The organism is Nocardia terpenica, from assembly GCF_013186535.1.
In the GTDB taxonomy this organism is placed as follows: Bacteria; Actinomycetota; Actinomycetes; order Mycobacteriales; family Mycobacteriaceae; genus Nocardia; species Nocardia terpenica.
Window position 1 is genome coordinate 1357287 of the sequence record NZ_JABMCZ010000005.1, and the last position, 13987, is coordinate 1371273.

Genomic DNA, 13987 nt, shown 5'->3' on the forward strand with positions numbered 1-13987 from the left:
CTTCTCAACCTCTCGTCTTCGCCGGATCCAGCGCGAATACGCGCGATCCAGCAGTGTGTCCCTTGGCAGGGGTGCAGCCGTACCCGGCTCGGGCGCGCTACGGCCCTCCTGGCCGCGACGCGCACACCCGGCCGTTCCCCGTGGAAGCGGCGACGCGGAGGCGGTCATCGATCGAAGCCCTCCGGCAATCCTTTCCTGCCGAAAGACCACTACCGAAGACCGACGCCACGCGGACGGGTGCATACGGCTGTGCGGGTCGTCGGGTACCGGCCGATTGGCCTATACACGACTAGCCGACGGGGAGATTCTATGCCTCCCCATCGGCTGCCTTGTGAACTGCCTCGTGCAGATCGTGTGTCGCAGACTCAGCGACGCAGTCCGAGCCGCTCGATCAGCGCACGGTAGCGCTCGATGTCCTTGTCCTGCAGGTACTTCGACAGGCGCTTGCGACGACCGATGAGCTGCATCAGGCCGTGGCGCGTGTGGTGATCGTGCTTGTGCTTCTTGAGGTGCTCGGTGATGTCGGAGATCCGCTTGGTCAGCATCGCGATCTGGGCCTCCGGCGAACCGGTGTCCTTCTCGTGCACGCCGTACTCGGCGAGAATCGCCTTCTTCTGCTCGGTGGTCAGAGCCACGAATTCACTCCTGATATTCCAGTCCGCGCTCGGAAGAACCGGGAAACCCCGGGCGGGCGCCACCACGGACCGCAGCAAACCCGACGAGCCAGCCTACCGGATGGGGGGTTCCCGGCCAAAAGCACGCCGGGAACAAGGGGCTACTTGTCGCACGCCGGGAGCAAGGGGCTACTTGTCGCACGCCGGGAGCAAGGGGGGCTACTTGTCGTCGGCCTTTCGGTCCGCGGTTGCGAGGATGTCGCGCGTGCGCTCGACGTCCTTGGCGATCTCGGTGACCAGTTCGGCGGCGGAGGCGAATTTGCGCTGTCCCCGCACGTGTTCCACGAAATCGACGGCCACGTGCTGGCCGTACAGATCCTCGTCGGTGTCGAGCACGTATGCCTCGACGGTGCGGGTGCGGCCGGAGAAGGTCGGGTTGGTGCCGACCGAGATGGCGGCCATCGCGCGCTTGCCGGGCAGCGTGGTGCCGATGGTCTTGCCGGGGGTCAGCACGGTGAACCAGCCCGCGTAGATGCCGTCGGCCGGAATGGCTGCGTGCATCGGCGGGGCGACATTGGCGGTCGGGAAGCCGAGTTCGCGGCCGCGGCCGTCGCCGTGCACGACCACGCCCTCCACCCGGTGCGGGCGGCCCAGCGCGTCGGCGGCCGCGGCCATGTCCCCGGCGTCCACGCAGGCCCGGATGTAGGTGGAGGAGAACGTCACCGCGTGCTCGCCGACCAGCTTCACCCCGTCGACCTCGAAACCGAAGCGGGTGCTCAGCTCGCGCATGGTGTCGACGGTGCCCGCGGCCTTCTTGCCGAAGGTGAAGTTGTCGCCCACCACGACCTCGGTCACGTGCAGCCGCTCGACCAGCAGGTCGTGCACGTACCGGGCGGGGGTCAGCTTCATGAAGTCCTGGGTGAACGGCATCACGCAGAACACGTCGATACCGAGTTCCTCGACCAGTTCGGCGCGGCGGGTCAGCGTGGTCAGCTGCGCCGGATGCGAACCGGGCCGCACCACCTCCATCGGGTGCGGGTCGAAGGTCATCAGAACCGAGGGAACCCCGCGCACCGCAGCGGATTTCACGGCGCGACTGATCAATTGGGCGTGACCGCGGTGCACACCGTCGAACACCCCGATCGTGAGCACGCACCGGCCCCAATCCGCGGGCATCTCCTCGAGACTTCGCCATCTCTGCACACACCGCAGCCTACGCAAGCCGTATTACAACGGGCATGCGGCGGTGCGGATGTTCACGGCGCGGAGAGACGGCGATCTGCCCGACGTCACACTCACGTCACTCGGCTATTACCGGGCCGGGATCGGACGCGCGCCGATGTGGGAAACCGGCGCAGGTGTGCCTAAGCTCGTTGACGTGCCCGGAAAACGAGATATCGCCACCCGACGAGAGCTGGCCGATCCCTCCGCGACACACGAATCCCGCGGCGGGACCGTGACCGCCGCGCCGGTGCTGTCGTCCGTGGCCCAGGACTATCTGAAGGTCATCTGGACGGCGCAGGAATGGTCGTCGGAGAAGGTGTCGACCAAGCTGCTGGCCGAACGTATCGGCGTGTCCGCGTCGACGGTGTCGGAGGCGGTCCGCAAGCTCGCCGACCAGGGGTTGGTCGAGCACGCCCGCTACGGGTCGATCACCCTCACCGAGAACGGCCGCCGGGCCGCGATCGCCATGGTGCGCCGCCACCGCCTGATCGAGACGTTCCTGGTCAACGAGCTCGGCTACGGCTGGGACGAGGTGCACGACGAGGCCGAGGTGCTCGAGCACGCCGTCTCGGAAACCCTGGTCGAGCGCATCGACGCCAAACTCGGCCACCCCGACCGGGATCCGCACGGCGACCCCATCCCGTCGGTCGACGGCGCGGTCCCCACCCCGCCCGCGCGCCAGCTCAGCGCCTTCCAGGCCGGGGAGTCCGGCCGCGTCGCCCGCATCTCCGACTTCGACCCGGCCATGCTCCGCTACTTCGATTCGGTCGGCATCGCCCTGGATACGCCCATCACGGTCGTCGAACGCCGCGATTTCGCGGGCACCATCGCCATCCGCATCGCGGACCGGACCATCGACCTGGGAAGCCCTGCGGCAGAGGCCATCTGGCTGACGCACTGACTCATGAGGTGCGTCTCAGCTACACAAGATCGGCCGCGCGCTTGGTGATCGCATTGCCGAGTTCTGTCGTCGTACTCGTACCACCCAGGTCCGGGGTGCGAATACTGTTGTCGGCCAACACCTCACATACAGCACGGTCGATGGCCGCCGCGGCTGCCCGCTCACCCAGATGATCGAGCATCATGCTCCCCGCGAGGATCTGCGCCACCGGATTCGCGACGCCCTGCCCGGCGATATCGGGGGCGCTGCCGTGGACGGCCTCGAACATGGAGGGGGCGTCCCGATTCGGGTTGATATTGCCCGAGGGGGCCAGGCCGAGGCCGCCGGTGACGGCGGCGGCGAGGTCGGAGAGGATGTCGCCGAACAGGTTCGAGCCCACGATCACATCGAGGCGGTCCGGGTGCAGCACGATCTCGGCGGCCAGTGCGTCCACGTGCATCTGCCGGGTTCGCACATCCGGGTATTCGGCCGCGATGCGCTCGAATACGCTGTCCCAGTACGGCATCGAGTGGATGAGCCCGTTGGATTTGGTGGCCGAGCACACCTTCCGGCCGCGCTCGCGGGCCCGCTCGAACGCGTAGCGGACGATGCGCTCGCATCCGGCCCGGGTGAACACCGACTCCTGGAGCACGAATTCCTCGGGGCGGCCGGGATTGTGGATGCCGCCGATCTCCGAGTACTCGCCCTCGGAATTCTCCCGCACGATGAGAATGTCCAGATCCGCCGCGGTGCGGTCGCGCAGCGCGGATTCGGTACCGGGCAGCAGCCGCACCGGCCGCAGATTCACGTACTGGCCGAAGGCGCGGCGCAGCGGAATCAGCAGGCCCCACAGCGAAATATGGTCCGGCACCCCCGGAAAGCCCACCGCGCCGAGCAGAATCGCGTCGAAGCGGGACAGCAGCTGCGGCCCGTCCTCCGGCATCATGGCCCCGGTCCGCAGGTATTGCTCACAGGACCAGTCGAATTCGGTCCAGGAGACACCGGGCAGGACCGCGTCGATCACCTTGACGGCCTCGGCGGTCACGTCGACCCCGATACCGTCGCCGGGAATGGTGGCAATGCGATAGGTCACAGCTGCACTCCGATGTACTTGGTCTCGAGGAACTCGTCGATGCCGGTCGGCCCGCCCTCGCGACCGAGACCGGACTCCTTCACCCCGCCGAACGGCGCGGCGGGATTGGACACCACGCCCTGATTGAGGCCGACCATACCGGTCTCCAGCGCCTCGCACACCCGCAGCCCACGGCGCAGGCTCTCGGTGTACACGTACGCCACCAGGCCGTACGGGGTGTCGTTGGCGCGGGCGAGGGCCTCGTCCTCGGTGTCGAACGGCGCCAAAGCCGCGACCGGGCCGAAGATCTCGGTGCCGCACATCCGGGCGTCGTCCGGGACATCCACCAGAACCGTTGCGGGATAGAAGTTTCCGGGACCATCGACCGGATCACCACCGGTGAGCACCCGCGCGCCGCGGGCCCTGGCGTCGGCGACCAGCTCGGTCACCTTCGTGACCGCGGCCGCGTCGATCAGCGGGCCCACCACGACGCCCGGTTCGGTGCCGCGCCCCATCGGCAGCGCCGCCATCCGCTCCGCGAGCCGTGCGGCGAACTCGTCGATCACGCTGCGCTGCACGAAGATCCGGTTGGCGGCCGTGCACGCCTGGCCGATATTGCGCATCTTGGCCGCCAGCACGCCCTCGAGGGCGGCATCGAGGTCGGCGTCGTCGAAGACCAGGAACGGGGCATTGCCGCCGAGTTCCATGGAGGTCCGCATGACGGTCCGCGCGCACTGCTCCAGCAGCGCCTTGCCCACCGCCGTGGAGCCGGTGAACGACAGCTTGCGCGACCGCTCGTCCAGGATCATCGGCGTCATCAGCGCACCCGGGTCGGAGGTGGTGACGACATTGACCACACCCGCCGGAACCCCGGCCGCGTGCAGGATCTCGGCGAGCGCCAGCGTGCACAGCGGGGTCTGCTCGGCCGGTTTCACCACGCTGGTGCACCCGGCGGCCAGCGCGGGCCCGATCTTGCGGGTCGCCATGGCCATCGGGAAATTCCAGGGCGTGATGAGCAGGCTGGGCCCCACCGGCTGCCGTGTCACCAGAAAGCGCGACCCACCGGCCGGTGCGGTGGTGTAGCCGCCGTCCAGGCGCACGGCCTCCTCGGCGAACCAGCGGAAGAACTCTGCGGCATAAGCGATTTCGCCGCGCGCCTCGGCCAGCGGCTTGCCCATCTCCAGGGTGGCGATCAGGGCGAGGCGCTCGGTGTCGTCGAGCAGCATCCGGTGGGCGCGCAGGAGGATCTCGCTGCGGGTGCGCGGCGGCGTGCGCGCCCAGTCGCGCTGCGCGTCGGCGGCGGCGGTCAGGGCGGCGAGGCCGTCCTCGGGCGTGGCGTCGGCGACCGCGCGCAGCACGCGCCCGGTCGCGGGGTCGTGGACCGGCATGGTCGCGGCCGTCTCGCGCCAGCGCCCGCCGATGTAAAGCCCGCTGGGCACGCTGTCGACCGCGGCCTGCTCGGCCCGGTCCAGGCCCGTGTCGGTCTGCGTCACCGCCTGCTCCTCACCCGCGTGGCCGCGGAACCCATTGCTGCGGCCCTGCCCGCCATGTTATGCATATTGTCAACAATCCGACAATAGACAATCCGCGGACACCTCTGGGAGGCGGATCCCCGTGACGGCACTTTCCCCCGTTCTCAAGCAGGCCACACCGATCACCGTCGACCACGGCGAAGGGTGCTATCTCCACGCCACCGACGGCCGCCGATACCTCGACTTCACCGCCGGGATCGGCGTGACCAGCACCGGCCACTGCCACCCGCGGGTGGTCGAGGCGGCCCGCGCACAGGTCGGCAGCCTGATCCACGGCCAGTACACGACGGTCATGCACCGGCCGCTGCTGGCGTTGACCGAGCGGCTGGGCGAGGTGCTGCCCACCGGGCTGGACTCGCTGTTCTTCTCCAATTCCGGCAGCGAGGCGATCGAGGCGGCGCTGCGCCTGGCGCGGCAGGCCACCGGACGGCCGAATGTCATTGTGTTCCAGGGGGGTTTCCACGGCCGCACGGTGGCCGCGGCCACCATGACCACCTCCGGGACGCGGTTCTCGGCCGGGTTCAGCCCGCTCATGGCGGGGGTGCACGTCGCGCCGTTCCCGACCGCGTACCGCTACGGCTGGAGCGAGGAGCAGGCCACCGATTTCGCGCTGCGCGAGCTGGATTATCTGTTCGCGACGCAGAGTTCGCCCGCGGAGACCGCGGCCTTGTTCGTCGAGCCGGTGCTCGGCGAGGGCGGCTACATTCCGGGCAATACGAGGTTCTTCCAGGGGCTGCGCGAGCGGGCGGATCGGCACGGCATCCTGCTCGTGTTCGACGAGATCCAGACCGGGTTCGGGCGAACCGGAAAGTTCTTCGGGCACCAGCACTTCGACGTGCGGCCGGATGTCATCACCATCGCCAAGGGCCTGGCGAGCGGGTTCCCGCTGTCGGGCATCGCGGCGTCCAAGGAGCTGATGGCCCAGGCGTGGCCGGGCTCGCAGGGCGGCACCTACGGCGGCAATGCGGTCGCCTGCGCGGCCGCGCTCGCCACCATCGAGGTCATCGAATCCGAAGGGCTGGTGGACAATGCGGCAAAGCGCGGGCAGCAACTGCTGACCGGCGTCCGCGACCGCGCCACCGCGGCCATCGGCGACGTGCGCGGCCTGGGCCTCATGGTGGGCGCCGAATTCGTCTCAGCCACCGGCGAACCCGACACCGCCACCGCGGTCGCCGCCCAGCGGCTCGCGGTCGACAAGGGCCTGCTGCTGCTCACCTGCGGCGCCCACATGAATGTCGTCCGAATGATCCCGCCGCTCATCGTGTCCGCCGCCCAGATCGACGACGCGCTCGAGATCTGGTCCGCCGTCCTCGCCGAATTGTGACCCCCGACAGGAGATCCCGATGCCCCGCTACATCACGATCACCCTCACCAAGGCCGGTGTGACCTGCCGGGCCCGCCTGCTCGACGCCGAGGCCCCGCACACCTGCGATGCCGTCTGGGACGCCCTCCCCCAGGAGGGCGACGCCTTCCACGCCAAATACGCCCGCAACGAGGTCTACACCCTGGTCCCCCGCCTCACCGCCGCCCCGCACCGCGAAAACCCCACGGTCACACCGATTCCCGGCGACGTCTGCCTCTTCGACTTCGAACCCTGGGAAATAGGCAACCCCGCCTACGGCTACACCCCCGGCTCCACCGCCCACGCCAGCCAGGGCGCCACCGACCTGGCCCTCTTCTACGGCCGCAACAACCTACTGATCAACGGCGACATGGGGTGGGTCCCCGGCAATGTCTTCGCGACCATCGAAGAGGGCTTGGCGGACATCGCGACTGCCTGCAACGCCCTGTGGCTGCGGGGAGTGGAGGGCGAAACCCTCGCCTTCGCCCGCGCCGAATAGCGCCGAACCTCTCACTGGTACCAGAAATTCACATTGCTCCAGGTCACGGCGATAGGTCCGGTGCCGCTGGCGGTTTCGTAGGCGCCGAACTTGTCGTAGAAGTCGCCGCCGGGGGCGTTGGTGTCCTCGTAGGCGAGGTTGCCGTTGATGTAGACCTTCAGGTCGTTGGTGGCGGTGTTGTGGATGGTGTCGACCTGGACCGGGGTGCCGTCGGTGGCGGTGCCCGCGGGGGCGATCTCGGCGCCGCCTTCGACGTTGTAGAGGCGGCGGGACTTGTCCACGGCCAGCATGAAGTAGGGGCCGTTGTCGCCGTTGAAGGTCTGCTTCAACGAGATTCGATCGCCGGTCATGCTCTGGATGGTGAAAGTTCCTGCGAACTGGCGGGTTCCGGTGGAGTAGTTCTGACCGTCGTCGGCGTAGTTCTTGAATCGGCGTTCGGCGCGCTCCTTGCCATTGCTACACGCGTCGCGCAGGCCGCCGGAGCTGGCGGGCAGGGTGAAGGTCAGGCCGTCGGCCTGGCCTCCGGCGCACAGCTGCACGTCGTACTGCGGGGAGTCCGGCGTCCACTGTCCGGGTCCGATCGGATCCGCGGCGGCGCTTGGCACCGCCCATAATAGGCAGACAAAGAATATGGATACCAGAACGAGTAATTTCTTCACGATAAAATAATCCCCCCGAATTGCCTTGCCGCACCGGCGATCCCCGATGTCGAAGCGGTATCACTCGATGCGCGTCGAATTCGTCGCCGGGATTATGCGATGCGTACGCCGCGGCGGTCCGGCTCGCCGTCCAGCAGCGCGGCGCCGAGCGTGGTCACCTCGTGCTGCATGGTGTTGCGGTAGCGGCGGCTGTCGACGAGTCCGGCGCGGCGCAGGATGGAGGCGTGCTCGCTCGCCGTCGCGGGTGAAATACCGAGGCGGCGAGCGAGTTCGGTGGTGGTGCAGCCCGCCGCGATCGCCTCCAGCGCGGCCGCGCGGGTGCGCCCGAGCAGCGCGACGAGCGCCTCGCCGCCGGGGCGGGGACCCCACGCCGCCACCAGATCCGAGGGCTGCCGCAGCACGGGAACGACGAGCTGCGGCGAGGCATCGGCATCGACCGTGGATTTCAGCAATACCGGATCGGGCCACGCGAAAAGGGACGGGACAACCACCAACCCGCGACCACCGAGGTGCAGGTCGCCCGAGGAGTAGCGGATGGGAATGTCGAGAACCGGTGCGCGCCAACGGCCCGGCAGCTCGGCGAGCAGGCGTTCGACGCCCTCGGTGGCCAGGGTCCGGGCCATCCGCTCGTAGGCGAGGTCGAGGTGGGTCTGCACGTGCACCCAGCGACCGGCGAAGGCCACCGAGTGGAACGTCTCGACCGCGGTCACGACCTCGCGCAGCGTCCCGCCGTCGCGGTCGGACAGTTTCACCGCCCACTCGGGAATCACCCTGGCGCCCTGGCGAATCCGCCGATTCAGTGCCTCGTCCACCTCGCGGCGGAGCTCGTCGCGCGAGGCCAGCCGTAGCGCCTCGACGCCCTCGGGCAACGACCGCGTGCTCCGGACGGGGGTGATCAGATCGACGAAACAGGAGTCGGGCGGGAGGAGTTCGGCGAGCAACCCGAAATCGTCCGGGATCCCCGCGCACACCTGCCGCCGCCAGCCGTCGAACAGCGCCGCGCCGGTGTGCTGAAACATCCTGGCGGCCAGGACCGTCTCCCCGAACGCGCCGAGCGAGGCGCCGACGCGGACCCGCATCAGATCATCGGGCGTGAAGTGGATCCGCTTCATGCACCGCTCCTCCCGTCACCATTCCGCCACTACGGCCGGTCCTCGTCTACCGCGCCGCGAGGAACGGATCCAACCGCACCAGCAACTCTCCCACCGTAGGCGCCGACGCCACCGGCCGCACCCGCTCCGGCTCGCTCACCTGCCACCGCGGGATTCGCCACCCGCGCCGCCGCCCGACAACCTCTTCGGCGTGCGCTTCCATGCATTGCGTCATTCCGACCTCCCGAATTTCGACACCGTGGGCCAGCGTATGAACGCACGATCCACCCCGCACCCTCTTTCGGCTCAGACCGAAACACCCCGGCAACCCGACGCCGTGTCGGTCTTCCTCCCGGCGGCGCGACACCCCATCGATAGCGCACGCGGTGCGAAGTGGCCTACCTCTCATTATTCGATTCAGTATTCAACCGCATGATTCCGAGTTCAATTTGCTGCGAATCTTTTTCATCGATAGCCAGCCTTCCGACCAGCCTTTTTGCCTGAGCTACAAGGTTACTCTCAGGTCTGTCAGGCGGTTCTCAGGATCGTTTGGTTTGCTGACATTGCCCGCCCGATTTGGGCGGATCTCTCCAACGCTGAATTGAAATGAGTTGCCCGTGAGAACGAGATCGGTTTCGGGAATGAAGAACAGAACTACGGCCGCCGTGGTCGCCGCGGCGATCGCGGTGGGTCCGATTGCCGTTGCCGCCGTACCGGCTTCCGCAGACCCGGCCGCGACCCAGCCGACGGGAACCGTCGCGCCCGCACCCGACTCGTCCACCACGACCACCGAGCCCGACACCACCGCCAAGCCCGCCGGACCCGACACCACCGTCAGGCCCGCCGAACGCGACACCACCACGGAGCCCGCCACATCCGGCACGGCCACACACACCACCGACTCCGGTACCCAGACGGACCCGATCGACACGCCGACGACGAAACCTCCGGTCCCGAACCCCGATCCGGACTACGGTCCCGACGGATACGACAAGTCCGGGTTCGACCGCCAAGGATTCGACCGCCAGGGCTTCGACCGCCAAGGTTTCGATCGCCAGGGATACAACCGTGACGGCTACGACCGCTGGGGCAAGCCGCGGCCCACCGACGACGACCGCCGATACGACCGCGACGGCTACGACCAATTCGGTTACGACCGATGGGGTTTCGACCGTTGGGGCCGCGACCGCGACGGGTACGACCGCTCGGGCTTCGACCGCTGGGGCCGCGACCGCGCCGGATACGACCGGGCGGGCTTCGACCGCAACGGGTACGACCGCTGGGGCAACGACCGCAACGGGAACAACCGCGGAGGTATCAACCGCAACGGCAATCGCCCCGACGACAACCGCCGTCCGCCCGCCCCGGCACCCGCGCCGCCCGCCAAGCGACCGCTGCCCGACGCGGTCGACCGCTTCCTCGGCCAGCTCCCGCCGCCCGTCGAGCAGGCCGTCCGCCCGCCGGTGGAGGCCGCCTTCGACATCCTCCCCGTGCTGCACGATCTGCCGTGGCCGCGGTGAGCGGTCACCGGCGGAATGCTCAGCGCCCCAGGGCGAGTGCGGTGCGCAGCGATACCCGGCTGCCGGTGAGCAGCACCGCATTGCGGTAGATCCGGCCCGCCACCCCGGCGACGATGCCGAGCGTGACGATCGTCAGCACGATGGCGACGGCCATCTGCCACCCCGCGACGCCGTAGGTCGCGCGCATCGGCATCACCACCGGGGAGAAGAACGGTATCAGCGAAAGCGCCGTCGCCGCAGGGCCGTTCGGGTTGCTGGGCACGACGGTCTGCCCGATCAGATAGGCGGCGATGATCACGACCGTGACCGGCGTCGCGACCGAGGCCAGATCCTCCTGACGGGAGACCAGCGAGGCCGCCGCCGCAATGAGCAAGGCGTAGAGGAAGTATCCGAGCAAATACCACAGCAGCGCCCACCCGGCCACGCTCGCGACCACGCCCACCGACAGGTGCAGCACCCCGGTCGCGATCGCCGCCCCGGCGCCCGCCACGGCCAGCAGCATGACCTGCACGATGGTCACCACGCCGATGCCGAGTACCTTGCCCGCCAACAGTTCCCACGGGCGGATGGTCGCCAGCAGCAGCTCCACGATCCGGTTCGCCTTCTCCTCCACCACCCCCTGGCCGGTGAGCTGCACGCTGATCACCAGCATCACGTAGGTGAGGATGCCGATCACCGAGGCCATGCCGATGCGGGCGCTGTGATGCTGGTCCACCGGTTGCAGCGCCCGCACATTCACCGACGCCGAGGCCACCGCGCGCTCGACCGCGACCGGGTCGCCGTGCAGCGCGGTGATCTGCTGGTTCAACGCGATCTGCCGCGCCGCCAGGTCGAAGGCGGTCTGAAGTCCGCCGGGCAGCGTCGATTTCGTCATGACCTGTAGCCGTCCCGCGTCGGCGCCGACCACCACGGCCGCGAGGCCGCCGTCGCGCACCTGCTGTTCACCGGCGGTCCCGTCGACCACCGCGGTGTGGATCCGCTGCCCGGCCGTCTGCCCGGCGGCGACCAGAACCTGTTGGAACGCCGCGGTATTCGCCGTCACCCCCACCTGCTGCGCGGCGGGTGCGTTGTTGCGGTTGAGGAAGTGGAACAGCAGCACGGTGCCCACCACGGCCAGCACCAGCACCGCGGTGATCACCAGGAAGGACCGCGACCGCAGCCGGGCATCGATCTCACGCCCGGCGACCAGCCGAATCGCCTGCGGCGCAGACACATGCGAGCTCATGCCGCCTCCGTCTCCGCGACCACGTCGCGGAACAGTTCGGTGAGAGTGGGCAGTACCCGGGCGAATTCGCGCACCGGACCGGCCGCGAGCGCGGCGGCGAGCACCCGCTGATCGTCGGATCCGTCCGCCATGCGCAGGATCCAGCGCGAACCGGTGCGGCTGTCGACGGTCACGCCCGGCAGCCCGGCGGTCCAGTCGTCGGCGACGCCGGGCGCATCGATGGCGAGCCGGTCCGGACCGCGGCCGCGCAGCTCGGCCACCGTGCCGCAGGCCACCATGGCGCCGTTGCGGACGATGCCGACCCGATCGCAGATGCGCTCGACCAGATCGAGCTGGTGGGAGGAGAACAGCACCGGGCTGCCCTTGTCGTCGCAGCGCTCGCGCAGCACGGAACTCATGACCTCGACCGCGACCGGGTCCAGCCCCGAGAAGGGTTCGTCCAGCACCAGGATGTCGGGGTCGTGCACCAGCGCCGTCGCCAGCTGCACACGCTGCTGATTGCCGAGGCTGAGCTTGAGCACATCGTCGCCCCCGCGGTGCTCGATGGCCAGCCGCCGCATCCACCGGTGCGCCGCCGCCTCCGCCTCGTCGGCCGAAAGCCCGTGCAGCCGAGAGAAATACCGCAGCTGCGCGGCCACCGTCATGCGCGGGTACAGCCCGCGCTCCTCGGGCATGTAGCCGATGCGCCGCCGCACCCCGAGATCCAGTGGCCGCCGCTCCCACCGGACCTCACCGGCATCGGCGGCCACCACGCCCATCACGATGCGCATGGTGGTCGTCTTCCCGGCCCCGTTGGAACCAACGAAACCGAACAATTCCCCCTCGCGCACCTCGAAGGTCATGTCCGACAACGCGACAACGTCACCGTAGCGCTTGCTCAGACCCGCGATCTCCAGCACCCGGACTCCTTCCCGATCGGGCCCATCGTTGCACGGGACCCGGCCGGAGAGCGGCAGGTAGCGCCGGAACCGGAGCGTGGCGGCGAATTCTCGCCAGCGCCGGTCGGGTCGCCGACCGACAGTGATTCGGTGAGCATCTCATCGATCACCCCGCGATCGGTCTTGGAAGGCATGTACGCCGCGGAGGCCGAGTACCTCGCCGCCGGTGGGCCGGGCCGGGCGTCGTTCGCCCCGCTGGCCCCGTTCTTCGCGCCCGATGTCGCGCTGCACCAGGCCGAGGCCCTCCCCTACGGCGGTGTGTGGCGCGGCCACGCGGGCATGCAGCGGTTCTTTCTCGCCATGAGCGCGACCTGGGAGCGCTTCGACCTGTCCGATCAGCAGTTCCTGTCCGACACCGGTCAACTGGTGGTGCTGACCCAGGTGCGCGCCCGGGCCCGCGCGACCGGCCGCGAGCTCGAATTCCCCATCCTCCAGACGATTTCCGTCGAAAACGATCGCATCACCGAGGTCCGCCCGTTCTACTGGGACACCGCCGCCATCGCCGCCGCCTGCGCACCCGATCGGCCCGCACATTGACCGCCGCGGCAGCACGTTTTACTATTTCGTGCCGTAGCCGTCGGCACGAAATACGAGAGGTGCGGGATGGAGAGCGCAGCGGATCGGGTCTGCGAGGTGTGCGGCCGCCCCCTCCCCGCCTCCCCCGGGCGCGGCCGGATCCGCCGCTATTGCAGCGCAACCTGCCGGAGCGCGGCACGTCGGCACCGAGTTCGAGAGGCCGACGGGCAGCGCGTACGAGCGCCCGCCGATCAGGACTCCGTAAATAAACCCTTGACATCCGATCTCCGTCAAGGGAATGTTTACGACGTGGCCGCCGAACCGGCCTCGCCGCTGACCCAGGTGGCGAGCGCCCGCGACACCGCCCGCGCCGCCGAGAACGCGCTGCGCGCCGCGGTGGACCGGGCCCGGGAGGCCGGCCACACCTGGCAGGAGATCGGGGAGGTGCTCGGCACCAGCAGGCAGGCCGCATTCCAGCGGTTCGGCCGGCACATCGACCCGCAGACCGGGGCCGTGGTGCCCAGAGAGGCGGAGACCGTGCGACCGGAACTCGCCGAGCACGCGATGGCGCTCATCGCCGCCTGGAGCGAGCAGCGGTGGGCCGAGGTCCGGCGCGACTTCGACGACCGGATGGCACGCGAGCTGTCGGAGGACCTGCTCGCGCGGGCCTGGGGCCAGACGGTCGGCATGGTCGGCCGCTACGAGCACGCGGGCGAACCGTTCGTCCGGCAGGCGGGCGTGTTCACCGTGGTCTTCGTCCCGCTCCAGTTCGAGGCCGCGGAAATGACCGGGCAGGTGTTCTACGACGACACCGGCAAGGTCGCGGGGCTGTTCCTCAAACCCATCGGTTCCGGGTAGCCGACCTCCGCCGGGGA

Annotated in this window: 15 protein-coding genes; 6 read left to right on the plus strand and 9 right to left on the minus strand. The window is 69.1% G+C overall.

What is annotated here, in order from left to right; all coding sequences use genetic code 11:
• Window positions 1-365: 365 nt before the first annotated feature.
• Together rpsO and HPY32_RS42045 are read right to left on the minus strand one after the other, a co-directional pair.
• Window positions 366-635, minus strand: a complete 270-nt coding sequence (rpsO, locus tag HPY32_RS42040; protein WP_067595569.1) for a 30S ribosomal protein S15 — start codon at window positions 633-635, stop codon at window positions 366-368.
• 198 nt (window positions 636-833) lie between these two features.
• Window positions 834-1817 carry a bifunctional riboflavin kinase/FAD synthetase gene (locus HPY32_RS42045; RefSeq protein WP_067586598.1) on the minus strand — a complete coding sequence of 328 codons (984 nt, stop codon included), beginning with the start codon at window positions 1815-1817 and terminating at the stop codon, window positions 834-836.
• A 157-nt stretch (window positions 1818-1974) separates the two neighbouring features.
• Here HPY32_RS42045 and HPY32_RS42050 point away from each other — a divergent pair, with 157 nt between their 5' ends.
• Complete coding sequence (locus HPY32_RS42050; RefSeq protein ID WP_373686719.1) at window positions 1975-2739, plus strand: metal-dependent transcriptional regulator; 765 nt, start codon at window positions 1975-1977, stop codon at window positions 2737-2739.
• Between the two features lie 19 nt (window positions 2740-2758).
• On the opposite strand, the gene HPY32_RS42055 is transcribed toward HPY32_RS42050, so the two are convergent.
• Both HPY32_RS42055 and HPY32_RS42060 read right to left on the minus strand, forming a co-directional pair.
• A complete protein-coding gene (locus HPY32_RS42055) occupies window positions 2759-3811 on the minus strand; it encodes a tartrate dehydrogenase (protein ID WP_067586595.1) in 1053 nt (350 codons plus the stop codon).
• Window positions 3808-5178 (minus strand): NAD-dependent succinate-semialdehyde dehydrogenase, encoded by a 1371-nt coding sequence (locus HPY32_RS42060; RefSeq protein ID WP_231951913.1) that lies wholly within the window; start codon window positions 5176-5178, stop codon window positions 3808-3810. The genes HPY32_RS42055 and HPY32_RS42060 overlap by 4 nt, the downstream gene beginning before the upstream one ends.
• Before the next feature lie 226 nt (window positions 5179-5404).
• Between HPY32_RS42060 and HPY32_RS42065 the strand changes: the two genes are divergently transcribed.
• Both HPY32_RS42065 and HPY32_RS42070 read left to right on the plus strand, forming a co-directional pair.
• Entirely contained in the window at window positions 5405-6646 is a 1242-nt protein-coding gene (locus HPY32_RS42065; protein ID WP_067586592.1) for an aspartate aminotransferase family protein, read from the plus strand.
• Window positions 6647-6665: 19 nt separating this feature from the next.
• Window positions 6666-7163 (plus strand): DUF3830 family protein, encoded by a 498-nt coding sequence (locus tag HPY32_RS42070; RefSeq protein WP_067586588.1) that lies wholly within the window; start codon window positions 6666-6668, stop codon window positions 7161-7163.
• An 11-nt stretch (window positions 7164-7174) separates the two neighbouring features.
• Here the strand turns inward: HPY32_RS42070 and HPY32_RS42075 are convergent, their stop codons facing one another.
• From HPY32_RS42075 to HPY32_RS42085, 3 genes are all read right to left on the minus strand, one after another.
• Window positions 7175-7768, minus strand: a complete 594-nt coding sequence (locus tag HPY32_RS42075; RefSeq protein WP_197696467.1) for a hypothetical protein — start codon at window positions 7766-7768, stop codon at window positions 7175-7177.
• A 146-nt stretch (window positions 7769-7914) separates the two neighbouring features.
• Window positions 7915-8934: a helix-turn-helix domain-containing protein gene (locus tag HPY32_RS42080; protein WP_067586584.1), complete on the minus strand. Its 1020-nt coding sequence runs from the start codon at window positions 8932-8934 to the stop codon at window positions 7915-7917.
• A 46-nt stretch (window positions 8935-8980) separates the two neighbouring features.
• Window positions 8981-9148: a hypothetical protein gene (locus HPY32_RS42085; protein WP_156674380.1), complete on the minus strand. Its 168-nt coding sequence runs from the start codon at window positions 9146-9148 to the stop codon at window positions 8981-8983.
• Between the two features lie 406 nt (window positions 9149-9554).
• Here HPY32_RS42085 and HPY32_RS42090 point away from each other — a divergent pair, with 406 nt between their 5' ends.
• The gene (locus HPY32_RS42090; protein WP_156674379.1) at window positions 9555-10433 is read left to right on the plus strand and encodes a hypothetical protein; all 879 of its coding nucleotides are present in this window, start codon (window positions 9555-9557) and stop codon (window positions 10431-10433) included.
• A 19-nt stretch (window positions 10434-10452) separates the two neighbouring features.
• Here HPY32_RS42090 and HPY32_RS42095 read toward each other — a convergent pair whose 3' ends face one another.
• Together HPY32_RS42095 and HPY32_RS42100 are read right to left on the minus strand one after the other, a co-directional pair.
• On the minus strand, window positions 10453-11658 hold the full coding sequence (locus HPY32_RS42095; RefSeq protein WP_067586578.1) for an ABC transporter permease: 1206 nt from the start codon (window positions 11656-11658) through the stop codon (window positions 10453-10455).
• Window positions 11655-12500, minus strand: coding sequence for an ABC transporter ATP-binding protein (locus HPY32_RS42100; RefSeq protein ID WP_171983338.1), 846 nt, complete (start codon window positions 12498-12500; stop codon window positions 11655-11657). Before HPY32_RS42100 ends, HPY32_RS42095 begins: the two co-directional genes overlap by 4 nt.
• A 186-nt stretch (window positions 12501-12686) precedes the next feature.
• Here HPY32_RS42100 and HPY32_RS42105 point away from each other — a divergent pair, with 186 nt between their 5' ends.
• A complete protein-coding gene (locus tag HPY32_RS42105) occupies window positions 12687-13133 on the plus strand; it encodes a nuclear transport factor 2 family protein (protein WP_231951598.1) in 447 nt (148 codons plus the stop codon).
• 288 nt (window positions 13134-13421) lie between these two features.
• Window positions 13422-13970 carry a DUF3887 domain-containing protein gene (locus tag HPY32_RS46420; protein WP_067586571.1) on the plus strand — a complete coding sequence of 183 codons (549 nt, stop codon included), beginning with the start codon at window positions 13422-13424 and terminating at the stop codon, window positions 13968-13970.
• Window positions 13971-13987 lie beyond the last annotated feature (17 nt).